General features: G+C 63.5%; 21 protein-coding genes and 1 pseudogene. 6 read left to right on the forward strand and 16 right to left on the reverse strand.

The window, feature by feature from the left end; genetic code table 11:
* Positions 1–8: 8 nt before the first annotated feature.
* Positions 9–2,237 (reverse strand): SulP family inorganic anion transporter, encoded by a 2,229-nt coding sequence (locus BFD71_RS04075; RefSeq protein WP_069262018.1) that lies wholly within the window; start codon positions 2,235–2,237, stop codon positions 9–11.
* Positions 2,238–2,424: 187 nt separating this feature from the next.
* On the opposite strand from BFD71_RS04075, the gene BFD71_RS04080 reads away from it, so the two are divergent.
* Positions 2,425–5,739 (forward strand): adenylate/guanylate cyclase domain-containing protein, encoded by a 3,315-nt coding sequence (locus tag BFD71_RS04080; RefSeq protein WP_069262019.1) that lies wholly within the window; start codon positions 2,425–2,427, stop codon positions 5,737–5,739.
* A 37-nt stretch (positions 5,740–5,776) separates the two neighbouring features.
* Here BFD71_RS04080 and BFD71_RS04085 read toward each other — a convergent pair whose 3' ends face one another.
* The 8 genes from BFD71_RS04085 to BFD71_RS04120 all read right to left on the reverse strand — a co-directional run bounded on the left by BFD71_RS04085 (position 5,777) and on the right by BFD71_RS04120 (position 14,215).
* A complete protein-coding gene (locus BFD71_RS04085; protein WP_069262020.1) occupies positions 5,777–6,562 on the reverse strand; it encodes a DUF899 domain-containing protein in 786 nt (261 codons plus the stop codon).
* Positions 6,563–6,752: 190 nt separating this feature from the next.
* The gene (locus BFD71_RS04090; protein WP_069262021.1) at positions 6,753–8,168 is read right to left on the reverse strand and encodes an aspartate ammonia-lyase; all 1,416 of its coding nucleotides are present in this window, start codon (positions 8,166–8,168) and stop codon (positions 6,753–6,755) included.
* Positions 8,146–9,147 (reverse strand): LysR family transcriptional regulator, encoded by a 1,002-nt coding sequence (locus BFD71_RS04095; protein WP_218108646.1) that lies wholly within the window; start codon positions 9,145–9,147, stop codon positions 8,146–8,148. Before BFD71_RS04095 ends, BFD71_RS04090 begins: the two co-directional genes overlap by 23 nt.
* Before the next feature lie 76 nt (positions 9,148–9,223).
* On the reverse strand, positions 9,224–10,603 hold the full coding sequence (locus BFD71_RS04100; protein WP_218108647.1) for an MFS transporter: 1,380 nt from the start codon (positions 10,601–10,603) through the stop codon (positions 9,224–9,226).
* 290 nt (positions 10,604–10,893) lie between these two features.
* Positions 10,894–11,982, reverse strand: coding sequence for an asparaginase (locus tag BFD71_RS04105; RefSeq protein WP_305120709.1), 1,089 nt, complete (start codon positions 11,980–11,982; stop codon positions 10,894–10,896).
* A 281-nt stretch (positions 11,983–12,263) separates the two neighbouring features.
* Positions 12,264–12,788, reverse strand: coding sequence for an AAA family ATPase (locus tag BFD71_RS04110; RefSeq protein WP_069262024.1), 525 nt, complete (start codon positions 12,786–12,788; stop codon positions 12,264–12,266).
* A 694-nt stretch (positions 12,789–13,482) separates the two neighbouring features.
* Entirely contained in the window at positions 13,483–13,875 is a 393-nt protein-coding gene (locus BFD71_RS04115) for a YybH family protein (RefSeq protein WP_069262025.1), read from the reverse strand.
* Positions 13,876–13,963: 88 nt separating this feature from the next.
* Positions 13,964–14,215 (reverse strand): hypothetical protein, encoded by a 252-nt coding sequence (locus tag BFD71_RS04120; protein ID WP_069262026.1) that lies wholly within the window; start codon positions 14,213–14,215, stop codon positions 13,964–13,966.
* A 151-nt stretch (positions 14,216–14,366) separates the two neighbouring features.
* Between BFD71_RS04120 and BFD71_RS04125 the strand changes: the two genes are divergently transcribed.
* The 3 genes from BFD71_RS04125 to BFD71_RS04135 all read left to right on the forward strand — a co-directional run bounded on the left by BFD71_RS04125 (position 14,367) and on the right by BFD71_RS04135 (position 16,392).
* Positions 14,367–14,873: a GNAT family N-acetyltransferase gene (locus BFD71_RS04125; RefSeq protein WP_069262399.1), complete on the forward strand. Its 507-nt coding sequence runs from the start codon at positions 14,367–14,369 to the stop codon at positions 14,871–14,873.
* Positions 14,874–15,110: 237 nt separating this feature from the next.
* Positions 15,111–15,338, forward strand: a complete 228-nt coding sequence (locus BFD71_RS04130; protein ID WP_069262027.1) for a hypothetical protein — start codon at positions 15,111–15,113, stop codon at positions 15,336–15,338.
* Positions 15,339–15,570: 232 nt separating this feature from the next.
* Complete coding sequence (locus tag BFD71_RS04135; protein WP_069262028.1) at positions 15,571–16,392, forward strand: DUF4377 domain-containing protein; 822 nt, start codon at positions 15,571–15,573, stop codon at positions 16,390–16,392.
* A gap of 242 nt (positions 16,393–16,634) precedes the next feature.
* Here the strand turns inward: BFD71_RS04135 and aroE are convergent, their stop codons facing one another.
* The 5 genes from aroE to BFD71_RS04160 are packed head-to-tail and all read right to left on the reverse strand — an operon-like array spanning position 16,635 to position 20,489.
* Positions 16,635–17,471: a shikimate dehydrogenase gene (gene aroE, locus BFD71_RS04140; RefSeq protein WP_069262029.1), complete on the reverse strand. Its 837-nt coding sequence runs from the start codon at positions 17,469–17,471 to the stop codon at positions 16,635–16,637.
* A 6-nt stretch (positions 17,472–17,477) separates the two neighbouring features.
* Positions 17,478–18,689 carry a CaiB/BaiF CoA transferase family protein gene (locus tag BFD71_RS04145; protein ID WP_069262030.1) on the reverse strand — a complete coding sequence of 404 codons (1,212 nt, stop codon included), beginning with the start codon at positions 18,687–18,689 and terminating at the stop codon, positions 17,478–17,480.
* The gene (locus BFD71_RS04150; protein ID WP_069262031.1) at positions 18,689–19,147 is read right to left on the reverse strand and encodes a MaoC family dehydratase; all 459 of its coding nucleotides are present in this window, start codon (positions 19,145–19,147) and stop codon (positions 18,689–18,691) included. The genes BFD71_RS04145 and BFD71_RS04150 overlap by 1 nt, the downstream gene beginning before the upstream one ends.
* 2 nt (positions 19,148–19,149) lie before the next feature.
* Positions 19,150–19,542, reverse strand: a complete 393-nt coding sequence (locus BFD71_RS04155) for a VOC family protein (RefSeq protein WP_069262032.1) — start codon at positions 19,540–19,542, stop codon at positions 19,150–19,152.
* A complete protein-coding gene (locus BFD71_RS04160) occupies positions 19,539–20,489 on the reverse strand; it encodes a ketopantoate reductase family protein (RefSeq protein ID WP_069262033.1) in 951 nt (316 codons plus the stop codon). Before BFD71_RS04160 ends, BFD71_RS04155 begins: the two co-directional genes overlap by 4 nt.
* A gap of 106 nt (positions 20,490–20,595) precedes the next feature.
* Between BFD71_RS04160 and BFD71_RS04165 the strand changes: the two genes are divergently transcribed.
* Both BFD71_RS04165 and BFD71_RS04170 read left to right on the forward strand, forming a co-directional pair.
* On the forward strand, positions 20,596–21,501 hold the full coding sequence (locus tag BFD71_RS04165; RefSeq protein WP_069262034.1) for a LysR family transcriptional regulator: 906 nt from the start codon (positions 20,596–20,598) through the stop codon (positions 21,499–21,501).
* Between the two features lie 141 nt (positions 21,502–21,642).
* A complete protein-coding gene (locus tag BFD71_RS04170) occupies positions 21,643–21,930 on the forward strand; it encodes a DUF1330 domain-containing protein (protein ID WP_069262035.1) in 288 nt (95 codons plus the stop codon).
* Position 21,931: 1 nt separating this feature from the next.
* On the opposite strand, the pseudogene BFD71_RS41980 reads toward BFD71_RS04170, so the two are convergent.
* Positions 21,932–22,054: pseudogene (locus BFD71_RS41980) on the reverse strand (GNAT family N-acetyltransferase); the annotation flags it as partial.
* Positions 22,055–22,312: 258 nt separating this feature from the next.
* Positions 22,313–25,252 carry a GH92 family glycosyl hydrolase gene (locus BFD71_RS04175; protein ID WP_069262036.1) on the reverse strand — a complete coding sequence of 980 codons (2,940 nt, stop codon included), beginning with the start codon at positions 25,250–25,252 and terminating at the stop codon, positions 22,313–22,315.
* Between the last annotated feature and the right edge of the window lie 81 nt (positions 25,253–25,333).

A 25,333-nucleotide genomic window follows, 5' to 3' on the forward strand; every position in this document is an offset into this window, starting at 1 on the left:
TCCGCTGCTCAGTAGGCCGCACGCAGGGCCTCCGTGGCCAAGGCAAGGCGCGACGCAATGACCTTCACCAGAAAGCGATGAAACTGCTGGGCGGCCACGGGGTCGTCCCGCTCGAGCGCAACGAGCGCCGCCAGCGACAACCTGCGCACCCGCGTCGGCGCCTCGGCGAACACGTCCGCGCTGCGCGGCTGCTGCGTGTATACGGCCATTTCCCCGATGACCGTGCCCGGCAGGCAGGCGCGCACCCGCACCGACCGCCCGTTGCCGAGCGGCAGCGAAACGGCGAGCCGCCCGCGCTCGATGAGGTACAGCGCGTCGCCCGGGTCCCCGCGAAGAAACAGCGCCTGGCCCGCCTGCAGATCCTGCACTTCGAGCCGCGTGGAGAGCGTGTTCAGCGCGCTGGCCGTGAAATGCGGCGCGAGCAGTGAATTGAGGTCGTCACCGGGTTTCGGCGCGAGCGCGCTCGACGCGAGCAGCTGGTCTTCGACCCATTCCAGGCCCGCATCGAGCGTGTCGAATTCGCGAATACGCAGATTGAGCGTGCCGGTTTTCGTCAGCAGATCGCGCGAGCGCGACGGCAGCGCGGTCAGGATCAGGTCCGCGTCCGTCGCCGCGCAGAGCTGCCGCAGCTTGACGAAGCTGATCGACACCGACGCGTCGATGCCCTGGGTCGCCGCGAAATCAAGTACAACGAATCGAACCCGCACCGGAGTGCGCGCGGCGAGGCGCTCCCGTATGCGCTGGAGGATCGAATTGGCCGTGCCGAAAAAGAGAAACCCTTGCAGGCACATGCCGCACACCTGCGCGCCGAGCCCGCGCAACGCTTCGGTCTCCTCGATGTTGCGCTCGACATTCGAGGTCCGGGTGCGCAGGTCGAACGCCATGCGAATGCAGCTCACGCGGCCGTAGAGCAGCGTGAACATCACGCACGCGGCAATCACGCCCGCGCCCACGCCGATGAGCACGCCCCAGCCCGCGATCGTGCAGAGAATGACGGGCACGAGCAGATACTCGTACCAGGCGAGCTTCGCCCAGGCGCCGACCACCCACTGCACGATGAGGCGCAGCCCCATGAAAAGCTGGAGGCCGACGAGCACCGGCACGGGAAAGAGCGCGACAAAACCGGGCGACGCGGCCAGCACGACGAGGCATGCGAGCGAGGCGAACACGCCCGCCAGCCGGCTCGTCGCGCCCACGCGCGCGTTGAGCATCGAGCGATTGAACGACTGATAACCGACCATGCCGCCCAACAGACCGCTCGCGAGATTGGCGAGGCCCGCGGCCCGCAGCTCGCGATTGAGGTCGACTTCCTCGCCCGTCGCCGCGCCGATCGCCGTCGAATTCATCAGGATCGTGACGGCCGAAACCGAGGTGACCACGAGGCTCTCCGGAAGGTGTGCGGCGATCGCCGTCCAGTCGATGCCGCCCTGCCCGAGCTGCGCGCGCAGGTGCAGCTCCGGTAGCCCGGTGAGCCGCAGCGCAGCGCGCGGCAGCAGCAGGCCCATGGCGCGCGCGTCGTCGATCGACAGGCCCGCGGCACGCAGCAAAACGTAGAAGAGCACAATGCCGAAGGCCAGCGTGAGCGGCAGCGCGGCAACGTGCTTCCAGTTGCGCATCAGGATCGTGGCCAGCACGCCGACGACGAGCGCGGGCAACCATGCGAGCCAGTGGAGATGCGTCAGCAACGCGAGCGTGCGCCATTGCAGCGGCTCGCCCGTCATGACGCGAAACGCGCCGGCGAGCAGCAGATAGCCCGTGCCGGCGAGGAAACCGCCGAGGACCGGGTAAGGCAGGAACTGCAGCGAGCGGCTGCGCTTCGACGACCCGATTGCGTAGAGCACGACGCCGGTCACGAGCGAGCAAAGCGCGATGGCGATCAGCACAGTGAGCAGCAGCGTTTGCGGCGAACCGCCATCCGCCCGCACGCTGCTCGCGACGCCTGCCGCCACGCCCGCAAGAAACGCCGCCGCATTGCTGTCGGGGCCGCCGATGTTCAGGCGCATCGAACTCGTCAAGGCGATCACGAGCGCGGTGACGACACAGCTGACGAGCGCGGTGGGCACGCCGAGCATGGCGTAGCGGGCGAGATCGGCGCTGAAGATCAGCGTGCCGAGGCTCATCGCGTAGCACAGCATGACGAGCGCCGATACCGCGCCGGCCGCCAGATCGCCGGGCAGCGCCGCGATGCGCGAGCGCGGCGGGACGTCGGCGACAGTAACGGTCTTGCCCGGCTTCACGTGAATTCCCGGTGGAATGCGCGAGGCGCGATGGGGAGCGATCCAGTATCCGTCCGCGCCGGAAAGCCTGTCAAACGCCGTACGCGGCCCGTGGCGCGCGCCTACACTGGAAATTCACCGGCACGATCCCCCGACGGGCTCGGGGCGGTTCGCATCAGGCAACCGGCATCGCATCCAGGCGGCGAACATGGATATTGAGCAATGGCTGCACGCCCTGGGACTCGAGCAGTACGCGCAAGCGTTCGCGGCTAACGACATCGATCTCTCGCTGCTCGCGCAGCTGACCGACGCGGATCTGCGGGAACTCGGCGTGCAGTCGCTCGGCCACCGCAAGCGCATCCTCGCTGCCGCCGCGCCGAACCCGCCAGCCGCGGCTTTGCCCGTGGCGCAAACGGCGGTCGCCCCCCACGCGCTGGAGATCCCCGCGGACGAACGCCGGCAGGTCACCGTCCTGTTTGCCGATCTCTGCGGCTTCACCGCGCTTTCGCGTACGCTCGATCCCGAGGAGGTGCGCGCGCTGATCGGCCGCTTCACGGCGCTCGTCGACGGCATCGTGCTCGCCTGGGGCGGGACGACGGACAGGCATATCGGCGACGCGGTGATGGCACTGTTCGGCGCGCCGCGCGCGCACGAGACGGACACGCTGCGCGCCGCGCGCGCGGCGCTCGAGATCCATGAGGCGCTGACGCCATTGAGCCTGCAGGCGGCACGCACGTTGCAGGCCCATATCGGCATCGCGAGCGGCGAAGTCGTCGCCGGCGCGCTCGGCTGCGTCGACGCGCGCGACTACACCGTCACCGGCAGTCCGGTGAACCTGGCCGCGCGCCTGCAGGTCGCGGCGGCGGCCGGCGAGACCTGGCTCTCCGATGACGTGGCGCGCGCGCTCGGCGACGCCGCCGTCTGCGACGCGCTCGGCGAGCAGTGCTTCAAGGGCATCGACACGCCGGTGCGCGCATGGCGGCTGCGCGCGATTTCGAGCGACCCGGCGAGCGAATCGGCGAAGACGGGTCAGAGCCTTTTCGTCGGACGCGAGGCCGAGCTCGAGCAGTTTCACGGTATCGTCCGCGCGTGCGTCGCGAGGCGGGCCGGCCACATCGTCCATGTGCGCGGCGAAGCGGGCATCGGCAAGACGCGTCTCGTCGACGAGATGCGCCGCCATGCGCAGTCGCAGGGCTTCGAGATCCATCGGGGCCTCGTGCTCGATTTCGGCGTGGGCAAGGGGCAGGATCCCGTGCACACGATCGCCGGCAGTCTGTTCGGTCTGCCGGCCGGCGCATCGAGCGACGCGCGGCGCGCCGCCGCCGCGCGGTTCGCCGCTGAAGGCAGCCTCGAGGCCGGGCAGCATGCGTTCCTCCACGACCTTCTCGACCTGCCGCTCGCGGACGAATGGCGAACCGTCTACGACGCCATGGACCACGGCGCGCGCAAGCGCGGCAAGCAGGCGCTCGCCGCGAGACTGACCGGCGACGCCTGCAGGCGGGCCGCCACGCTGATCGTCGTAGAAGACCTCCATTGGGCCGAGCCCGAAATGCTCGACTATCTCTCGGCCTTCGCCTCGGGCATCGCGAACGGCCCGGGCCTGCTCGTGACGACCTCGCGCGTGGAAGGCGACCCGATCGATGCGGCGTGGCGCGCGCGCTGCCGCGACATCCCGTTCGCGACGATCGACCTCGGGCCCTTGCGCCAGGACGAGGCACTGAGCCTCGCAGGCAACTTCATCGACGCGACGCAACGGGTCGCGCTCGCCTGCATCGAGCGCGCGGGCGGCAACCCGCTGTTCCTCGAGCAGCTCTTGCGCAACGCCGAGGAAGGCAGCGGCAACGCCGTGCCAGGTTCGATCCGCAGCCTCGTGCTCGCGCGGATGGACCGGCTCGCGCCGCGCGACCGTCTGGCGTTCCAGGCGGCTGCCGTGATCGGGCAGCGGTTCGGCATCGCGTTGTTGCGACGGCTCATCGACGACCCCGGCTACGTCTGCGACGGCCTGCTCGCCAATGCGCTCGTGCTGCCGGAGGGCGAAGAGTTTCTGTTCGCCCACGCGCTGATCCAGGAGAGCGCCTATTCGACGCTGCTGCGTGCGCGCCGACGCGAGTTGCACCGCTGCGCGGCCGACTGGTTCGCGCACGGCGACCCCACGCTGCACGCCCAGCATCTCGACCGCGCCGAGGACGAACGCGCGCCGCAAGCCTACCTGGCCGCCGCGCTCGCGCAGCGCACGGCGCACCTGCTCGAGGCCGCGCTGCGCCTCGCCGAGCGGGGCCTCGAGATTGCCCAGAGCGAGACGGACCGCCACAGCCTGAGCTGCTGCAAGGGCGAACTGCAGCGCGACCTCGGCGACATCGCGGGATCGATCGCGACCTGGCGCGCGGCGCTCGCAGCCGCCCCCGACGACGCCAGTCTGTGCCGCTGCCAGCTAGGACTCGCCGAAGGCCTGCGTGTGAGCGAAGGCCTCGACGAAGCGCTGGACCTGATCGAGGCTGCGCAGCGGATCGCGGAGCGCGATGACCGGGTGGCCGAACTCGCGAGCCTTCACTATCTGCGCGGCAACATCTACTTCCCGCTCGGCAAGATCGATGCCTGCAGCACCGAACACGAACGCGGGCTCGACTATGCGCGGCGCCTCGGCCTGCCGGAGGCCGAGGCCCGCGCGCTCGGCGGCCTCGCCGATGCCGCCTACGCGCAGGGGCGGATGCGGACCGCGCACCGCCATTTCAGCGATTGCGTGGCGTTGAGCCGCGAGCACGGGTGCGGCCGGATCGAAGTCGCCAATCTGTCGATGCAGGGCTTCAGCCGCATCTACCTGAACGAGCCGCGGCAGGCGCGCGAAGACGCCGTTGCCGCCGTGCGCGCCGCCGCGTTGATCGGGCAGCCGCGCGCGCAATTGCTGGGCGAGACGCTCGGCGTGTTCGCCTGCTACGAGCTAGGCGATATGCCGGCTACGCAGGTCCATCTGGAGCAGGAAAAGCGCGTGATCCGGCAATTGGGCGCGCGCCGGTTCGAAGCGCAGAACCTGGAAATGCAGGGACGTGTCTGGCTCGCCGATGGACGCCGCGGCGAAGCCGTCGATGCGCTGCGCGAGGCGCTTGCGATCTCGCGCGAGGTCGGCACGCAATTCTCCGCGCCGAAGAATCTGAGCGCCCTCGCCCGCGCGGTCGACGAGCATGACGAGCGCACGCGCCTGCTCGCAGAAGGCGCGGACCTGCTGCGCCTCGGCACGGTCGGCCACAACCATCTCTGGTTCTACCGCGACGCGATCGAGGCGATGCTGGCGGCCCGCGATCCGGCCGGCGTGCTGCGCTACGCGAGCGCATTGGAGGACTACACGCGGCACGAACCGCTGCCCTGGGCCGAGCTGTTCGCGGCACGCGCACGCGCGCTAGCGCGCGTCCTGCAGGCACCCGCCGACGATGGCGCGCGAGGCGAGCTCGCGCGCGTGCGCACCGTGCTGCTGCAGACCGGCTTCCAGCAATACCTGGCTGCCGTCGATGCAGCGCTTGCTGCTTGAGGCATGCATCCGGCCGAACACGCTTCGCCCAGGGCGTTCATTCCTTGTGCTCTTTGCGGAACGCAGCCTCGCCTGCATCCGATACCTCGACCCACTTCTTGTCGGGCGGCGCGTCTGCGGCGTAGCTGTCGTGCCAGTTCCACCACTTGTAGGTTGGGGTCTGGGGATAGCCCTCGGGCGAGTCCTCCCAGAGCTCCTGGCGACCCAGCGGCGTCATGTCGAGGTAGTTCCAGGTGCCCCCCATCTGTTCGTCGCCGCGATTGTTGATGAAGTACGTACGGAATACGCGCTCGCCATCGCGGTAGAACACGTTCGTGCCGTGCCACTCGTCGACACCGAAGTCGGCGTCGAAGCTGTCCGTAATGGTGAACCATGGCATCTGCCAGCCCATGTGCGCCTTCAGTCGCGCGATGTCGGCCTGAGGCGCACGCGAGACGAAGACGAGCGTCGTGTCGCGGGCGTTCAGGTGAGCGACGTGGGCGACCTGATCCGCCACCATCGAGCAGCCCCGGCAGGCATGCTCGGGCCACCCGAACACGCCCGGTTCGAAGAAAGCGCGGTAGACGATCAGTTGACGCCGGCCGTCGAACAGATCCAGCAGACTGAGCTTGCCCGCGGGACCTTCGAATGCGTAGGCCTTCTCCACCGCCATCCAGGGCATTCGCCGGCGCTCGGCGGCCAGGGCGTCTCGAGCCCGGGTCAGCGCCTTTTCCTTTACTAACAACTGCTGGCGCGCTGCTTCCCACGCTTGCGATGAGACGACCGGTGGAGTGGCCATGGCGGGCTGGCCGCCTTTCCTTCCGTTTTCGGCTGATGAACTCATGGCTTTTGCGACCTCCTGAATAGGGCAAATTCCTGCGGCGCGATCGCGTCCGCTACGCGTCGCTCATTGGGTGACGTGAGTAGTTTGCTACCGGGAATCGGAAGTTGGGAGTAACAAGTGTGGCGGTATTTCGAGGGCGTGCTGAGTGCGGTCGCCGGGCCGGGTCCAGGTTGCCTCAATCCAGGGTCGATTACCTCGGCTCGAATACCGGGTACGAGGCCGTATCGATCAGCGACAGGGTATCGTCGCGCGAAAGCAGCCCGGATTCGTCGAGAATCTGAACGAGTGGCCGACCTTGCGCAACCGACTGTCGCGCCAGCTTGCTGACACGAGCATATCCAAGCTTCGGCACGAGCGCTGTGGCCACAGCCATCGAGTCCATCAGGTGTCGCTCATTGCATGCACCGTCGGCGGTGATGCCGGCGATACACTTCTGCGTGAACCTCTCGATGCCGTTGGTCAGCAGCATGATGCTGTCGAACACACGGGAGGCCACTACGGGCTCGAAGTGATTGATTTCCAGTTCTCCATACTGAACCGCCTGAGCCACTGCGACATCATTGCCGATAACGGCAAAGCTCAACTGGATCATCGCCATCGGCAGCACAGGATTCACCTTGCCCGGCATGATCGACGAGCCGGCCTGCGCCTCCGGCAAGCGCAACTCCCCAATTCCGCCCACGGGACCGGAGGAGAGCACCGTCAGGTCCGATGCAATTTTCGCAATGGACGCCGCACAGGTGCGAAGCTCACCCGAAACGCGCGAGAACACGTCCATGTTCTGCATCGCGTCGAACGAGTTTGCCGGCGCGACATAGTCGACGCTTGCGATATCCGCGAGGTGCCGGTAGACCGCAGTTCGATACCCGGCCGGTGCACCAAATCCCGTACCGATAGCCGTACCACCGAGCGGCAGCGTACGCAGCTTGTCGCGAACCGCCATCAGTTCTTCCGCGAGACGTCGTGTGAGCGACGCGTAACCGCCGAAAAGCTGACCGAGACGCATCGGCTGCGCATCCTGCAGACAGGTACGGCCGAGGTGAAGGACGTCGGCAAACTCGATAGCCTTCCGATCGAACTGCGCAGCCAGTTTTTCCACTTCCGCAATGAGCGGTCCGAGCATTGCGTAGGTCGCAATCTTCAGCGCAGCGGGATACACGTCGTTCGTGGACTGCGAGCGGTTGACATGATCGTTGGGATGGATCACGTCGTACGAGCCCGGAGCGTGACCCAAAAGCTGCTGCGCCCGATTGGCGATCACCTCGTTGAAGTTCATGTTCGTCGACGTTCCACCCGAGCCCTCGAGCAGATCGACGATCAGTGAGTCACGAAACTTGCCTTCGATGATTTCCTGACACGCGCGGCTGATTGCGTCGCATTGTTCCGGCGTGGTGACATCGGTGTCCCGGTTCGCGAGCGCGGCCGCCCATTTGCACTGCGCGAAAGCCACCGCGAACGCCGGGTAGTGAGCAATGCTGAGAGGAGAAACCGTCAGATTGTCGACGCCCCTCACCGAGTTGACGCCATACAATTTCTCGACCGGAATTTCGACTTCACCAACGTAATCGCGTTCGGTACGCGTTTCAGCTTTGGCTTGACTGTTCATTTGAGTTCCTGTTTCCAATATCAATCAGTTGTTCAATTTCCTGACCGAGAGCCTTTTTCACTCGCGGGAGGAACGATGTTTTGATCACTTCGGACGCCGTGTCGCATGCATCTTCGAAAAACGCGCTGTATTCGTCGCGCCGCGCTACCAGATACAGCGACCGTTCGAGGCCGAGTCTGTCGACAACGTGGCGAGTCACTCCATCCGCGTAAGCCGCGCCCTGAAGCAGACACATCGGCGAGGTCACGGCCCAGCCGATGCCTTCGGCCACCATCGATGTCAGCGCGTCGGCGTTGTCGAGCTCGAGCCTCGTCGGCGTACGCACTTCAATTCGACGCAGATAGCGCTCGATCTGCATGCCGACCTGCGATTTGCGGTTAAAGCGCACGATGGGCAATGCGTCCGCCAGGGCCCGGATGTCCTCCACGGTGCGGACCGACTTGCGGAAATCCCGCGGCGTGATGACAAAGTACTTCTCGGAGAGGAGCCGGAAGCGAACTACGTCATTGGCGTCGATCAACGCGTCGCTCGTGACGATGAGGTCCAGGTCGCGCCGCAGCAGCGCCTCGCCTTGCTGCGGGCTCAATCCCGTACGGATCGACAGTTGCGATACCTTCTCCAGCAGCCGCTTCGTAAGAGCCGAGCCGCAGGTAGCCGCGAACGAGTCGACAAATCCGATGCGAAGATCAGGCTTGATGCCGCGCCCCGCTTCGACGACCTGGGCCTTCAGATTGGCGATCTCCTCGCTAAGTACCGCTCCGCGGTTCCTCAATGCGATGCCGTATGGCGTCAATGCGAGCGGACGGGTCGTACGATTGACCAGCACGACCCCCAGTTCGTCTTCCAGCTGGCGGACGATCTGCGAGACACCCGATTGGGAAATGCCCATGCGTGCGGCCGCCCCGGACATGCTGCCTTCCTCCGCCACTGCGACGAAGACCTGCACCGCATACATATCGATCGGCTTGGTGAACGACACGATGGACTCTCCCATAGTTACTGTCAGCAGACGTTGCCACGAGTGCGCCAACGTGGGAGCGTCACACGCCAGGCCTTCAGTGGCGATGTCCCGCTGTATGCAGGCTCACGTTCGGTGCGCCGTCCGCCGCCGGCTCGTTGCTGCCCTGACCAGAACCCATATCCGAAAGACTCTCTTTGCCGGTTTCCGGTGCGAACAAATGACAGAACACGCCGCCGAACACCAATACGGCCACGCACACGCCGAGCGCTGCGTGAATGCCAACCTGTTGCGCGGCCACGGGCAGAAGAAACGTACTGATCGCGGAACCGAAGCGGCTGGAGGCAACGGCGAGCCCGACGCCTGACGCGCGCAGGTGGGTCGGGAAAAGCTCTGGCGGATAGACGAATTCGAGGTTCGCGGCGGCCGAGAGAATACAGGCGAAAATGCCAAATGCGAGGATTGTGCCGAGCGGACCGAATCCGGCGTAGGCGAGCACCGCCAGTCCGATCGCTGCGAGATAGAAGCTACCAATGAGAAACGCGCGGCGCGAGAGTCTGTCGACGATTAGCAATCCAAAGATTGCTCCGGCGAACAGCAGCACGTTATAAACGAGTCCGCCGACAAAGCCGTCCTTGACCTGCAAGGCTTGCAGTACCTTCGGCGAAAAGGTACCGAGCGCAAAGTATGGAATGACCTGGCACGTGTAGAACACGCAGCCGACCAGGGTGTTCTTTCTCCAACGGGCCGAGAGCAGTTCCGACCACGCACCACGACGTTGCTCGGGCGCGGCTGTCGGTGCGGGCAGAATGGTCTCCGCACCGAACTTTGCACGGATGATCTTCAGTGCCTCGTCCTTCCGGCCGCGCTTCATCAGCCACATGGGCGACTCGGGTACGCCGAGCCGGAACGGGAGAATGAGCAGTGCCGGCAGTCCACTCGCAGCCAGCATGATCCGCCAGGCGTCGGGGCCGATATCGCGAATGGCAAAGCCCGCGAGATACGCGCAGACGTAACCCGCTGCCCAGGCTGCTGCGAGCACACTCAGGAGACGGCCGCGATAGCGGCGTGGGGAAAACTCGGTGACGAGCGATTTGCTTACGACGTAGTCGGCGCCGAGAATCAAACCAAGCAGCACGCGCAATACCAGCAGCTGGGTCGGCGACGTCACAAAGAATTGCGCTGCAGAAATCGCCGCAAACAGCAGCATGTCGAAGGCGAAAATGGTGCGCCGACCATATCTGTCCGCCACGGGCCCGGCAAACATGCTGCCAAAAAACAAGCCGGCAAGGGACGCCGCACCGAGTGCGCCCATCCAGAGCGCGTTCAGGTGCAGCGCTCCCGCCGCCATGCTCACCGCGATGCCGATGATGCCCAGCACGAAACCGTCGCTGAACTGTCCGCCTGTGCCGCTGAACGCCACGCGCAAGTGGAAACCGCGCAACGGAACGTCCTCCATCAATATCGGCTTGCTCACTTTCGTCTCCTGGACTCTGGTTGTCAGCGAGGCGCCTGCCTGCGCCTTCTGAAACCAGTGTAGGGACTCGGATTCAAGAAAACAGCATATCCGGTGTCAGTATCAGCAACTCTAATACTATGTCACGCGGAGGTTGAAGTGGAGCAGTTCAACGTACGCCAACCGGTCGAGGCTCGAGCCGGGTGCGGCTTCGGGCCTCATGGAACGACATGCGGCGCGGCGGTGTGCTTGGGCAGCACCGTCGCGCCTGAACGAATCATCTTCACCGGCCCTGAGCCGGCAAAAGCGATTCAAAACTCGTGGAGCATTGCCTGGATACTCGCCGGATCTTTGGTCGTCGTCAGCGCGAGCATCAGCAGAATGCGGGCCTTTTGGGGGTTCAGATCGTCACCGAGAAGACCCACATAGGCCGGATCTTCCGGTATGAAGCCGCCCCCTGTGCGGGAAGAGCGGACCACAATCACCCCCTGGGCGATCGCCTTCTTGATGGACGGAAGAGTGAGAAGCGATTCGCTGCCTGCTCCAACGCCTGCGACGACAATGCCCTTTGCTCCGTGCGCGACTGCGGCGTCGTAGATGTAGCCGCCGTCATTCTGATAGCCGTAGACAATATCGACTTCCGGCAGAGAATCGAGTTTCGACACGTCAAATGGCGTTGCAGTGGTATTGCGTTTCAGCACGGACGTCTCGAAGTGGGGAACCTCGTCCACCAGCGTGCCCAGGTAGCCGGCGTCGTTTCCCTTGAACGTATCCGGTGTCGTGCCGTTGGTCTTCGTGGTGTAGCGAGCCGAGCCGATCCGGTCGTTCAGCACGATCATGACGCCGTGGCCGCGCGCCTCCGGCGAGGCCGCAACCGTGACTGCCTGCAGGAGGTTGCTCGGACCATCGGCGCTGATGGCCGTCGACGGACGCATCGATCCGGTGACTACCACGGGCTTGTCGCTCTTGACGACGAGATCGAGAAAATAGGCCGTTTCCTCGAGGGTATCGGTGCCGTGAGTCACCACGACACCTGCGATGTCCGGCTGAGCGAGAAGCTGATTCACGCGCTTCGCCAGTTTCAGGAGGATATCGTTGGTGATGTTCTCACTCCCGACATTCGAAATCTGTTCGCCGGACACCTGTGCAATCTTGCCCAGTGACGGGACTGATTTGAGAAGCGCATCGGCCGTCAGGACGCCGGGCTTGTAGCCCGTCGTCTGCGTCTCACTGCCCGCGGTACCTGCGATCGTGCCGCCGGTTGCCAGCACCGCTACGTGGGGCAGTTTATCGGGGGATGTGGATTGCGCCATGGCCGGGGCCACTGAGAACAGGCAGAGTGCAAGCCCGGCTAGAAGCCGGCCTAAGTCGTTGCTCATATGAGCGCGGTTGTGTTTCACGGGATGTCTCCAGATTGGAAGAGTGAAACTCTGGATAGCCATCGAGATTGGCGTATCGCTGAAGACGAGTGTAGTGACACATTCAGGAAATCAAATCAGGCACGGGCTATCATTAAGGAAACTGATAGTGCGGTGCACGGAAGATGAAGATGTGCGCATTCCCCGCGCTGCTCGCGCATGCGTAGTCTCGACGCACAAAAAACAGCTGCGTTGCGCCCAAGCGGTCTTTGAAGCCCTCGTGCGATCCCCTGATGTCCAGGAGAAATGTATTTTCTCGAACGCTAAAGCAATCGCCCCTCTGGAGATGACATCGAAAGGCGGTGGATGATGGCGTCGACGGCCTGCTCGACAGAAACGTTAGCTGTGTCGACAACGAGATGCTCAGATTCCCATGCTTCATATTGGCGTTCAAGCACGCTCTTCCACGTCGGCAGCTTGTGGCCCGGAATATCGGCTCGCCGTCCCTCGACCCTCAAACGGTGCGTCGTCGTATCAGAACAAACCAACTCAATCTCGAAGATTTGAACACCGGCTTCGAGCGCGACACTTCGCCAGGCGCTACGCGTCATATGCAACGCGTTGACCGAGTCGGCGACGACGGTCAAACCAAGGCGCAAATTATCTTTCGCAACTCCATATCCGGCCAGATATCCGGCAGGTCCGATATCCGCCGCTGCGCCCGCGGCCTCGATGAATGCCTGTTCCAACGTATCGATGCGCAGATAGACCGCGGCCAGTTTGCGAGCAAGTGTTTGCGCTATGGTTGTTTTTCCGGTGCCCGGTAGTCCCCCGAAGGCAATCAGCATTTTCGACGCTCTCAATATTCGAATATTGGCTGATTGTCGCAGGATTTCTGTCGCGACTTTCAGTGTCCGCTCCTGGCGGATCTCCGCTACCCGCCGCAGCTCAGGCGTGACGGTCGTCGTGCGGCACACCCGCGGCCGTGGACCCCGACAATTTGCAGACAGTGTCAGGACTATCCGTGACGCGGAGGTAATACCTTGCGAGCGGGCGTTGAGAGCCCGAGCAAGCGAGGGGCCGGCGTCTGTCGGGAGTGCCATCGCTCCCGGCCCGCTTTCGAAGTGCCGGTACCTGAGGTGTTGAATCAGTTGTCGTCGCTTCTGGACGGAAGATGCTCGTGAGGCTCGGGCTCTGCCGCGTCGGCGTCAGGAAGGTCGTCTGGGGCCGGATTTTTCAGGCCCTTTGGATCGGGCTGCCGCGTTGTGCCGGCGGAGGTTGGCGCGGGGTTGAGGGGGGTGCCGGTCGGCTCACTGGATGGATTCGACGTCATGATGTGCCCCTGCGCTGATGAATACATCTCCCGATCATGATAGTACGCCTGGTCGCCTTAAGCCGATGCCCCGATTCCGGTTGGACTTACTGGCTTTGCCAATCTTTGGCCATCGCCCGACGAATGAGCGGCGGCACAGAGTCGCTCAGCGACCGTTGCACTGCCTGCTCGATGGAATTGCCAGATCCAGTGAGACGATTCCTGCGACCTCAGCGTGCCACCGGGGACAGCGTGTTGGCGTCGCGGGCCAGAAGCCAGCGGCCATCGGGCTGTTTGCGGTATAGGGTCATCCGATGACCGGCCAGCTCCGTTGCTTCTCCGCCGGCGCGCGGTGTCACAGATAAGGAATCCCGGCACAGTGTGTAGGCGAATTCGCCGGCGATCACGACCTCTTCCAACTCGCTGATGCAGCGGATCCGGGATTGTTGGTGGGCGGTCGAGAAGCCGACGTGGAATCGCTCCCGACCGATGGGCGCTCGACCCGGATTCAAAAACACGACATCGTCCGCCATCAAGGTGAGCAAGCGGACAAGATCGCCCGCGTTGACTGCATCAATCCAGGTTGTGTGCACCTCACGAATAGCGCGTTCATCGGATCCCATCTGGAACCTCCATGCCAAAACAGTTCGATTACGACGACCATCAGGGCGTCGGTCAGCATCGATCGCCATCCAGGTCGAGAGCGCGGCATTATCCGAGGCTGTCGAACTTCCCGGTCTGAGGATAAATGGTTTCGCTGCGATTCAGCATGCCGATGAACTCCTCGATCTTGCCCACCGGTGTTGCGGGCTTTTTGGCATTCTGCATCCGAAACAGGATAGCGTAGCGGTTGCGGGCGACGAGGACGCCTGCTTGCCCGGTCACCATCAACTTCCGGGCGAGCCTGCCGTTATAAGGGTGCAGCAAACCGAAGGGCACGGCCCCTTCTTCTTTCAGGGTCATGTCGACGCACTCAAGCGTCAGCCAGCAGCCAGTACGGCTCGCGCAAGAAACGGGGCCGGACGTGAGTAAACCGCAGACAATCATCAGCAGTGTTGAGCCGGCATGGCTTCATACTTTCGCGCCGCGCGGGCTCCCACTCCCGAGCATCCTGATGGCCACAAAGTCGAGCCCCGTTCTAATTCGCCCGACCTCGGAAGAAGACTGGCAAATCTTGAAGACGGTCCTCCTTGCCGCGCTGCTTGACAGCCCAACGGCGTTCGGTCTGAATTACGCCACCGCGGCTGCGTATAGCGAGCAGCAATGGCGCGAATGCGCTTCAGGTCAGACGCAGCCGCAATATCTGGTAGCCATGGTGCAAGGGCAAGCAGTCGGTCTTATCGGCGATGCGATAAGCCGCACGCGCGAATACAACCTGATTGCCATGTGGGTTCATTCGAAGTGCCGGGGTTTGGGAATTGCAAGTCGCCTGGTCAACGCAATCCAGGCGCGCGCGATTGAACGCGGACAGCGAAGAGTCGTGTTGAGAGTCTCGCCAGACAACGCCCGCGCTGTAGGTCTCTATCGCCGACATGGTTTCCGGTTCTTGCCCGAACGAGAAGCGCTAGCCAATCAGCCCGGCATCAGCGTGCAGAAAATGGAATGGAATAGCGGTGGCTGACTGTCGGTGCGATATCTCACCGAGAGGGTTCAGACAGGCAAAACCGGGGATGGAAACGCCCTTGCCGGATTCGCGGCTCATCGGGTCAGCCGGCGTGCAGATGACTCGATCCTTGCGCTAGTATGGAAGGGCAAAAAGATGCATCGAAGACAGCGCGCCGGCCCGGTGCTGACGTCACCTGCCCGCTTTGCCCTGCTATTCAGCCGCTAGCATCGCCGCGTTCAGACGGAGGTCGACATGAACGAACAATCCGTGCTCGGTATCATCCATGCGCAGGAACTACTGATGGTGTCCCTCATCCGCGTACTCCCGCCCGACGAGCGGCGCAAAGTTTCCGAGGAGTTCCACCGCCAGGTCGAGCTAGCCGAAGCGCCGCATCTGAGTGACGGCCATCACCGCGAGATGACCGAAGCGTTCAAGGCGCATATCCGCAAGCTGTCGATCTTGCTGGCATCGTTGAGTTGATCGGGCCGACGTTCGCGCCACCGTCAACAGCCACGAAACGCGCCCGTCATGCACTGACCGTCGCCGCGTTCGCCCGGGCGTGGCGAGCCACGCCCGATCCAATGCGCCATGCCCCGTGGTTGTATCATTCACTAGCTCTTCTGGTCTCCCCATTGGCAATCGGACTACGTCGCTAGCTTTTTCAACGCGACAAGCTGCCTGAAACATCCACCGAACCAGCTGAGGTACCGCCGTGAAATGCAACCTGCTATTTCTGCTCCTCGCCCTTGCCGCATGCTCGCAAATACCCGACGCGCAAAGCCCGGCGCCTTCAACGAGCGCGTCGACTGCTGCCGGCGCGAGCGCGGTACCGGCGATCGAACCTGGGATCCTCAGTCAGTATCACTGGCAACTCAGCGACGCGTTTGACAGCAAAGGCATGCGCATTGATGCGTTGTTTGCCAGTGCAGAAAAGCCCGTGCAACTGGACTTCAGCGCCGACCGGCTAAACGTAGTCAATAGCTGCAACAATATGGGCGCCAGTTACAGTGTCAAGAAAGGACGGCTGCAGATTGGCCAGATGGTGAGCACCATGATGGCTTGCCCTGACGCCGCTCGCGCCGCCCTCGACGACGCCATTGCCAGGCGCCTGCATGGCAGCCTCGACGTGAGCCTGCTGGCCCGTGGCGACACCCCCCGCATGCAACTGGTTACGGATAGCGGCGACACGCTGACATTTATCGGCGTGCCCACTGCTCAGACCCGTTTCGGCGGCGCGGGTGAAACGACCTTCCTCGAAGTGGCCGCGCAATCGGTGCAGTGCCACCATCCGCTCATTCCGGACAAGCAATGTCTGCTGGTGCGTGAGCGCCACTTCGACGAGCACGGTTTGCCAACCGGAACACCTGGCGCATGGCAACCGCTGTATCAGGAAATCGAAGGCTATGCCCATACGCCTGGAATGCGCGATGTACTGCGCGTCAAGCGCTATACCATCAAGAACCCGCCCGCCGACGGACCAGCGATTGCGTACGTGCTGGACATAGTGGTTGAATCGGAAAAGGTGGAGAACTAGCTTTCCCGACCCGTCAGTTTCAGCACTCGGCCTTTCACCACCGGCATCCCACCCGGATCAGTCGGGCTAGTCCTGCGCAATCCACCACAACCGCGCAGGCAAGTTCGACGATGGTGACGAGCCCTACCGCTCCCGGGTGCTGCAACGCGTGATCGCCAGGGGCATCCTCCCCAACGGCACCAAGCTGTCCCCGCTGGATTCTCTTCCCCCAGATGTTGCGAATCCGGCGGATTACAGGGCACTCAGTCGAGCGGCACGGTGAGGCGGTCGATGACCGCGGCCGTCAACGGCCGCACGCCGCGCCACCATGCAAAGGCTTCGGCCGCCTGTTCGACCAGCATGCCCACGCCGTCGGCGACACCGTGTACGCCGGCGTTGCGCGCGAGCCGCAGGAACGGCGTGAGCCGCTTTCCGTACGCAAGTTCGTAGGCAGTGCCCTCCGGGCTGAACACGCCCGGAGGGACGGGTGGCAGGTCGCCCGTCAAGCTTGCGGACGTCGCGTTGACCACAAGGTCGAAGCGGCCTCGCGTCGCGAGATCACTATAGCCGCACGCGCGTAAGCCCGTACCGCGCGAGCCGACCTGGGCGACCAGCGCGCAGCCTTTGGACACATCGCGGTTGGCGACGACCAGTTCGGCGGGCCCCGCGGCGAGAAACGGCAGCAGCGCGCCGCGCGCTGCGCCGCCCGCGCCGAGCATCAGCACGCGTTTGCCGGCAAGCGGGACGCCAAGATTGACTTCGATATCGCGCAACAAGCCAATGCCATCGAAATTCTCGGCAACGATCCGGCCGCTCTCGAACTTGAGCGCATTGGCGGCACCCGCCAGTGTCGCACGCTCGCTGCGCGCGTCGGCGAGCGCGAAGGCCTTGAGCTTGAACGGTGCGGTGACGTTCATGCCCTTGCCGCCATCCGCAGCGAACTGGCGCACGGCCCTCGCGAAGCCATCGTCAGGGTCGAGCGGACCTTCGATTGCGACGTAGGACATCGCCTGTTGCGTCGCTTCGGCAAACAGGCGGTGAATCAAGGGTGATTTCGTGTGTCCGATCGGGTGGCCGATCACTGCATACGGGTCAGTCATGGTGTCTCACTTCGCGTAGAGAACGCCTTCGCATTGCATCGCGTCGATCTCGGCAGCGGAAAAGCCGAGCGATTGCGCGACCTCCGTGTTGTGCTGCCCGAGATCCGGCGCGACGTCGCGAATGGTCGTGTCGCAATCAGAAAAGCGGAAAGGCAGGTTGGGCAAACGCAGCGTTCCATAGCGCGGGTGATGCTGCTCGACCACCATGCCGCGCGCCTGGATCTGCGGATCGTCGAGCACCTCGTCGATGCGCTGCACCTTTGCGCAAGGCACATCGATGCCATCCATCAGTTCGAGCACCTGCGCGACGGGCCGCGCGGCGACCCACGGCTGCACGACAGACAGAATCGCCTGCCGGTGCGTGTTGCGGCCGACGCTATCGTAGAAGCGCATATCGCTGCCGAATCCGGCGGGCCCGCCGTGCGTTTCGATCAGCGCGGCGAGGCGCTTCCACGCGTCGTCCACCTGTGCCGCGATCACGAGGTCGCCGTCCGCGGCGCGAAACACGCCATAGAGCGTCGAGGTCGGCATGTCGTGCCCCGTCTGCTCCGGCAGCACGCCTCGAAGCGTGTAGCACTGCACCGCGTATTCGTGCATCGAGACGAGCGTGTCGTAGAGCGCCATGTCGATATGCTGGCCGCGGCCGCTCTTCGCGCGTCCGAGCAGCGCCGCGTTGATCGCCGCCACCGCGTGAATGCCCGTGTACATGTCGCCGAGCGAAATGCGCAGCAACGGCGGCGGCTCGCCCGGCGTGCCCACCATCTGCATGATGCCGCTCTTCGCCTCCGCGATCAGCCCGAATCCGGCGCGATGCGCGTCGGGGCCGGTATGGCCGTATGCCGAGATCGAGCAATAGACGAGGCGCGGATTGCGTGCGGATAACTCGGCGTAGCCCAGTCCGAGCTTGTCCAGCGCGCCGGGACGGTAATTCTCGACGAACACATCCGCCGAATCGCACAAGCGGCGCATGAACTCCTTGCCGCGCGCATCTTTCATGTTGACGCTGACGCCGCGCTTGCCCATGTTCAGTTGCAGGAAATAGCCGCTTTGCTGGCCGTCCAGCACGGTCGCGTGCTGGCGTCCTGGGTCACCGCTGCCCGGACGCTCGACCTTGATGACTTCGGCGCCGAGCGCAGCGAGACAGCGGCCGACGTAGGGACCGGCGAGGAAGTGGCTGTAGTCGACCACGCGAATGCCTTCGAGAGGACGGCCCTGCATCAGTACGCTCCCGGCCGACGCGGCACCATCAGACGATGTTCGCCGCGCTGAACCACCTGGTCGTCCTGATTGATCAGTTCGGAGGGCAGCACGACGATGCCCCAGCCAGGGCGGCTGTTGCTCGGCCGCATGGCGCCGACGCGAAATTTCACGTGCAACACATCGTCGACCTTGATTGGCAGCAGAAAATCCCACGTCCACCCGAGCGACATACCGGGCAGAAAGCGATAGTCGCTCTGTGTCTTGAGGCCGTCGGCAATCGACAGACCGAAAAGCCCGTGCGAGACCAGGCAGCCGAAGTGGCTCGCTTTGGCGTATGCCTCGTCCACATGCACGGGCGTATGGTCGCCCGTGAGGTCGGCGTAGGCGAGGATGCGTTCCTTCGTCACGGTGTAGCTGGGGCTCACGCACTCGTCGCCTTCGCGGGCGTCGTCCCAGTACTTCTCGATGATCGTCATGCTTACGCCTCCGCGCGCGGGTTGATGGTCAGCGCCTGCGCGACACAGGACGCGGGTTTGGCTTGAATCAGTTCGACGGCGAGGCCGCCGGGCAGACGCAGCCAGTTGCGCCCTTGCGGCATTTCGCTGACGTCAAAGGCATGGGCCGCCGCCAAAGCGGCTTCGAGGTCTTCGCACATGACGCCCAGATGCGCGAGGCGCCCTTCGGGGCCATCGTGTTGCGGCGCATGAATGAACTGAAGACCGCCGAGCGTCCAATACTGGCGCGGCGCGTCGACGGTGCCGTCGACTTCGCGCATGGTCATGCCGAGCACGTCTTCGAAGAAGCGGATATGCCAACGGATGTCGTTCACCCAGATCGCGACATGCTCCAGGTAAGCCTTCGAGCCGCTCATGCCGTCGTCTCCTTGCGCGCTTCATCGGCCATCGCGCGCTCGATGCCCTTGATGCAGGCCACCAGCGTCGCGTTGACGGGCGTCGGCACGCCGAGCCGTTGTCCCCAGCGCACCACCGAACCGTTGATGAAATCGATCTCGGTGACCGAGGCTTTTTCGAGGCTTTGCAGCATCGACGTCTTGAACGCCGGAGACAGACCTGCGGCCGCGAGTGTCCAGGCCTGCTCGGGGTCCGTCATCGAGAGCCTGATGCCGGCCGCCTGTGCCGCCGCGATTGCCTCGGATACGGCCGCGAGGGCCGTCGCTTTCAGCAGCGGCTCGTCATAGAGCTGGCCGTAAGTGAGGCGCGTAATGCCGGTAATCGCGCCCGTAGCGACGTTGACGAGCAGCTTGTCCCACATCGTGCCCATGATGTTGTCGCTGACGATGGTCAGCAGCCCCGCTGCGTTGAAGGCCTCGGCGATCGTCTTCGCACGGCGCGTGAGTTGGCCATCCAGTTCGCCGATATACGTCGCCTTGCCGGTGACACCCGACTGGATACGCCCCGGACCGCGCAACACGCCGCCCACATACGTCTTGCCCGCCAGCACGCGCTCGCGGCCCACGATATCGGCGAGCACGTCTTCATGCCCGAGGCCGTTCTGCAGCGACAGCACGAGCGTATCGGGCCCGATCAGCGCGAGTGCGCCGCGCATCGCCGCGTCGGTGTGGAAGGACTTGACCAGCACGATCACCACGTCGGCTGCGCCGATTTCGCTCGCCTGGGTCGCGGCGCGCACTGCGATGCGCCGCGTGCCTTTGTCGTCGTCGACCTGCAGACCGTCGCGGAGCATCGTTTCGACATGGACGGGCGAACGGTCCAGCAGCCAGGTTTCGTGGCCACCTTCCGTGAGTGCGGCGCCGATCGCGCAACCTAGTGCACCGGCGCCGAGAATTGCAATCTTCACAGGGTTTCTCCTTGACGTATAGGCACACGATAGGAGTCGCCGCTCATATCGACAATGCAATGACTACAATGACGTCATTGCGCCAGACAATAATGCTCGCTACGCCATGATGCCGACCGATTTGCCTGATCTGAAGCTGCTACAGCTGTTCGACCTTCTGTATGACGCGCGCAGCGTCACGCGCGTTGCCGGGCAACTGGGGCAAAGCCAACCCACCATCAGCATCTGGCTCGGGCGCCTGCGTGAGTATCTGCAGGACCCGCTTTTCATCCGCACCCCCGGCGGCATGGCGCCGACCCCGCAGGCCGATGCGCTGATCGGGCCTTGCCGCGAGATTCTCGAATCGCTCAGGCGCTTCGCCGCGTGGGAGATCACGTTCGATCCGGCGACCGCGCAGCGGCGCTTTCGCATCTGCATGACGGACGCGAGCCACATCACGCTGCTGCCGAGACTGCTCGCGCACGTACGCGCCCAGGCGCCCGGCATCCGGCTCGAGGCAGCGGGAATCGACGGCAACACGGAACGGGCGCTGGAGTCGGGCGAAGCCGATCTGGCTATCGGCTATGTGCCCTGGCTAAGCGGCGGCATCTACCAGCAACAGCTTTATCAACAGAATTGGGTGTGTCTGACGAATCGGCACCATCCGCGCGTTCGCGCGCGGCTCGGTTTGAAGCAGTACCGCTCGGAGGGACACGTCGCGATCGAATCGGGCACGGGTGCGCAATTGCTCGAACAGGCGCTGGCGCGCGAGCGGATCGAGCGTGACGTCGTGCTGCAGCTGCCCGGGTTCCTGGGGCTCGGCACGATCGTCCAGACAACCGATCTGATTGCCACGCTGCCTCGCCACATTGGCGAAACCCTGGCGCAGGCCAACGATCTGGCAGTCCATTCGTGCCCGATTCCCGTGGATGGTTTCGCCGTCCGACAACATTGGCATGCCCGGTATCATCACGAGGCCGGGAATCGCTGGCTGCGTGGCGTGGTCCTTCAGCTGTTTGGAGTGTCGCCGTGAAAATGACACTAAGGCGCCGTCGATCCGGCAGCTCTCTCGACCCGTGACGGGACGACATCTGCGCCGACACGGCGTATCGAGGCCCGATGCGATTTCATGGAATCATCGTGCGGACCTTCACACAACCTGAGGAGCGACACGATGGCGACCTATATTGTCTTCACGAAGGAAAGCACGCAGGATCAGAGTGAGCTCGATATCTACCAAAGCAATGTGGGTGCGACCTTCAAAGGTCATCCGGTCAAGATTCTCGCTGCCTACGGACCACAGCAGGTTCTCGAGGGCGAAGCGCCCGAGGGTGTCGTGATAGTAGAGTTTCCGTCGACTGAGGCTGCGCGTGCGTGGTACGACAGCCCGGCGTATCAGGAAGCCGCGCAGCACCGCTTCAAGGGCGCGCGCTATCGCGCCGTTCTTGTCGAAGGCGTGTGACAATCTCGACGTAACCATCGATGTGCATGCGCTCGCCTGCCATCGCGATGAGCTGCCCTCGTTCGCGGATTCCGATGTAGTTGCCCGTCTCGTGCGTGCGTCTGGCGAAAGGACCTCGCCCTGTATAGCGTTGCACGAGCCGCCACATTGCGGTCTCCGCGGGCTGGAGACATTCGAAATGAATTCTTCGCTGCGCCTGCCACGAAAGCGTCAGTAGCCGTCGCGTAGTAAACGAGCGAAATCACGTCAGTCATTTGCCCACCCATCGCCGCCAGCACGTCGCGAATATTCTCGAGAACCTTGCGCACCTGTAACGCACCGAACGGCGACCAGACATCTGGAAGATTCACGTTGGGCGCCGCCTGCGCGGCGCCCAACGTATTCAAGGCGCTGCCGCGATACCGAACACATGCAACTTGCCTTCGCTGGACTGCCTTGGCAATGTCACGCTCGCCACCAGCTTGCCTGGTGTCAGCGGCACCGACTGCGCAAACAGATAAGTCTTGACGCCGTCGGTCGAACCGTTGCCGCCATTGCGATACCCGGTGGTCAACGCGATCGGGTCCACCGGAGCCGCGCTGCCTCCATTGAGAGTCCAGTCGTCAAAGGCGAGCGTGAACGGCGTGGTCGTCCCATCGGTATAGGTCACGAGCGCGGCTCCCGAGCCTGGGCCGTTGTTGGCCGAACCCAGCAGAACCAGCGAGTGACCGGTCGTCCCGGGCGGCATCGCAATCGTCTGTCCTACCGCCACCGCGTTATCGAGCGGTCCATTCGACAGAACGAAGCTTGCTCCGCCGACAACGAACGGCTTGCCCGGCGCCGCGCCGGCCGCAGCCAATGCAGTCGACGAGTAGCTGAACAGAGAGCCGTCGAAGTCCGAACCGAGGCCGTCGGTGTCGGTGCTGCCGTCGGCGCTGATGCCGTGGTTGTTGAAAGCATCCGCCACGTTGCGCGCGACCGGCACCCCGTAGGACGGAGGCGCATCGGCCGGGTTCGCGCCCCACTGCGAAGGTGACGAACCCATCGCAAAGTTCAGCGTCGCGCCATTGGCGAGTGCGTCAACTTCCAGCCAGGAACGATTGTGAGCGCTGCCATTGACGGTGAGCCCCTGCACATAATTCGCGCTGGGCGCGCCGGGTGCATTGATGCGCAACGTCTTGCCGTTGCCGAGATGAACGACGATCGAGGAGAATTGCGGGCTGCCGATCGCAAAGCCCCCGGCGCCCGGGATCTCCGGATAAAGGCCCAGCGCGCCCCACACATACCAGCCCGACACGGCGCCCAGGTCGTCATTCCCGGGCAAACCGTTCGGCCCCGTGCCAAAGGCGCTCGCCATGATCTGCTGGACGACATTCTGCGTGCCCGATGGCGAACCTGCCCAGTTATACAACCAGGGCACCTCGAAGGTCGGCTCGTTGCCCATATAGAAGTTGGGCAGCGTCGTCCCCGCATTCAGCACGGTAAAGAACGTGTTCAGCCGCGAGACCACCGGCGTATTTCCGCCCAATTGCGCGAACAAGCCAGTCGGGTTGAACGGCACCATCCATGTGTACTGCTCAGCGTTGCCCTCCACGTAGTTGTCGGTGCTGCCCTGGTTCTCCGGAATCCACGTGCCGTCGGAGTTGCGTCCGGCAATAAGAGGCGGCGTCAGGGAAGTGTTGAGCAGGTTCTGCCAGTAGCCCGAGCGGCTACGCAGCATTTTCTGGATCGCCGTGTTGCCCAGTGCTCCGGCAAACTGTGAGATCGCGAAATCGCTGCTGCCGTACTCCAGCGTGGACGAAGCCTGCCCCCATTCACCGTTCGTGATGTAGCCGAACTGTAGATAGCTGGCGCGCCCGCCGTTGGTCGTCACGCCGTTGCAGGCGGTGCCGGGAATGTTGGCCATCTGGATCATATGCCTCAAGGCGCCCGCCGTATCGAACTTGCGCGCACCGAAGGCATACGCGCCCGCCACGATAATCGAGCCGGCGTCGCCCGGCATCACGCCGTCTTCGACGTTGTCATTCACCCAATGTGGAATGGCCCCGCACTGATCCGCATCGTTGACGAGCGACTGCGCCATATCGCTCGTTTCCTCAGGAAACAGCGTGGCGTTGAGCGGTATCAGCGAACGATAGATGTCCCAACCCGAAAAGCTGGTGTACTGCGCAGCATGGCCAGCGCTGACCTGATGGACCTTCTGGTCGAAGCCGATGTATTGGCCATTCACATCGCTGAATACGCTCGGTGCCCATGATGCGTGATAGAAGGCCGTGTAGAACTTCGTCAACGCCGTGGTATCGCTACTGCTCACCTGAATGGTGTTGAGGCGCTGATTCCATATCGCATCGGCAACCTTCTTGACGCCATCAAAATCCCATGAAGGATTTTCTGCCTGGAGATTATTTTTGGCGTTTGCGACGCTCACATATGAAATGCCGATTTTCATCAATACTGTGGCGCCTTTTCCGAAATTCATCACGGCAACGCCATTGTTAAAGGATGATGTCTTTACAAATGGCTGACTGAACTCCGCATAGAAGTACACCGGAACATTCGTTGAATTACCGCAAAAGTGGCCCCCCGTGGTACTGCCCGAAATGGTTCTCGCGTCGACCTGCGCGACCGAACCGGCCACGTTCGTCTGCGTGTTTGTATACGTCGTGTTGAGCACGAGCGTCGAAGGCTGATTGTCAGGATACGTGAAGCGTCCAAAGCCGGTACGCAGGGTTGCAGTCAACTCGACCTTCACCTGGTTATCGAGCAGTACCGCATAGGCGCCCGCTACCGACTTCTCGTTGGTATGGCTAAACGTCTGCGCGAGCGGCCTGGTGGCATCGAGCGTCGGCATGACGGGGAATTCGCCGTCATTTCCCGAACAACCGGCACCGCTCATATGTGTGAGACTGAAACTCTGGATCGAGCCGATGTCGTAGTAGTAACCGGCCGGCGAACCGGGCTCCGCGCTGTTCGAGGGAGCCGAGGTGGTATTCGTATCGGGTGCCCACTGCACCATGCCGTTCGGCAGGCCCGCCGCGGGTACGACACTGCCAGCCTGCCCTGCTGGCACGGGGTTGGGAGAGTTGCTGGCCAACGTGCCGATCAGCGGGTTGACATACCGCGTCAATTGCAGGGTGCCATGATCGGAAACGGGAATTTGCTCGGCGGCAGCGACAGCCGCGTTCGCACTGCGGGAACCGGTACTGGAACTAACCTGAGCTGCTGCCTTAAGCTGGTCAGCCGCGACAGCGGCAGAGCCGGACTGGCCTGGACTATCTCCTCCACAACCCGCCAAAGAACCAATGATGATCGTGGCGGCCGCAAGACGGCGTAAATCTATCATGGCTGTCTCCTGAGTATCACTACGCGTATCTGGCTTTCTTTAGTTATCCTGTTTATCCATGTGGCATGTGGTATCTGGCTG

The sequence above is a fragment of the Paraburkholderia nodosa genome, assembly GCF_001718195.1.
Taxonomy (GTDB): Bacteria; Pseudomonadota; Gammaproteobacteria; order Burkholderiales; family Burkholderiaceae; genus Paraburkholderia; species Paraburkholderia nodosa_A.

What these genes read in the sequence shown, in the direction of transcription:
- BFD71_RS04080 (WP_069262019.1), top strand. Translation starts at nt 2,425, where the DNA reads ATGGATATTGAGCAATGGCTGCACGCCCTGGGACTCGAGCAGTACGCG.
- BFD71_RS04085 (WP_069262020.1), bottom strand. Translation starts at nt 6,562, where the DNA reads ATGAGTTCATCAGCCGAAAACGGAAGGAAAGGCGGCCAGCCCGCCATG.
- BFD71_RS04090 (WP_069262021.1), bottom strand. Translation starts at nt 8,168, where the DNA reads ATGAACAGTCAAGCCAAAGCTGAAACGCGTACCGAACGCGATTACGTT.
- BFD71_RS04110 (WP_069262024.1), bottom strand. Translation starts at nt 12,788, where the DNA reads ATGCTGATTGCCTTCGGGGGACTACCGGGCACCGGAAAAACAACCATA.
- BFD71_RS04115 (WP_069262025.1), bottom strand. Translation starts at nt 13,875, where the DNA reads ATGGGATCCGATGAACGCGCTATTCGTGAGGTGCACACAACCTGGATT.
- BFD71_RS04120 (WP_069262026.1), bottom strand. Translation starts at nt 14,215, where the DNA reads ATGACCCTGAAAGAAGAAGGGGCCGTGCCCTTCGGTTTGCTGCACCCT.
- BFD71_RS04125 (WP_069262399.1), top strand. Translation starts at nt 14,367, where the DNA reads ATGGCCACAAAGTCGAGCCCCGTTCTAATTCGCCCGACCTCGGAAGAA.
- BFD71_RS04130 (WP_069262027.1), top strand. Translation starts at nt 15,111, where the DNA reads ATGAACGAACAATCCGTGCTCGGTATCATCCATGCGCAGGAACTACTG.
- aroE (WP_069262029.1), bottom strand. Translation starts at nt 17,471, where the DNA reads ATGACTGACCCGTATGCAGTGATCGGCCACCCGATCGGACACACGAAA.
- BFD71_RS04145 (WP_069262030.1), bottom strand. Translation starts at nt 18,689, where the DNA reads ATGCAGGGCCGTCCTCTCGAAGGCATTCGCGTGGTCGACTACAGCCAC.
- BFD71_RS04150 (WP_069262031.1), bottom strand. Translation starts at nt 19,147, where the DNA reads ATGACGATCATCGAGAAGTACTGGGACGACGCCCGCGAAGGCGACGAG.
- BFD71_RS04155 (WP_069262032.1), bottom strand. Translation starts at nt 19,542, where the DNA reads ATGAGCGGCTCGAAGGCTTACCTGGAGCATGTCGCGATCTGGGTGAAC.
- BFD71_RS04165 (WP_069262034.1), top strand. Translation starts at nt 20,596, where the DNA reads ATGATGCCGACCGATTTGCCTGATCTGAAGCTGCTACAGCTGTTCGAC.
- BFD71_RS04170 (WP_069262035.1), top strand. Translation starts at nt 21,643, where the DNA reads ATGGCGACCTATATTGTCTTCACGAAGGAAAGCACGCAGGATCAGAGT.
- BFD71_RS04175 (WP_069262036.1), bottom strand. Translation starts at nt 25,252, where the DNA reads ATGATAGATTTACGCCGTCTTGCGGCCGCCACGATCATCATTGGTTCT.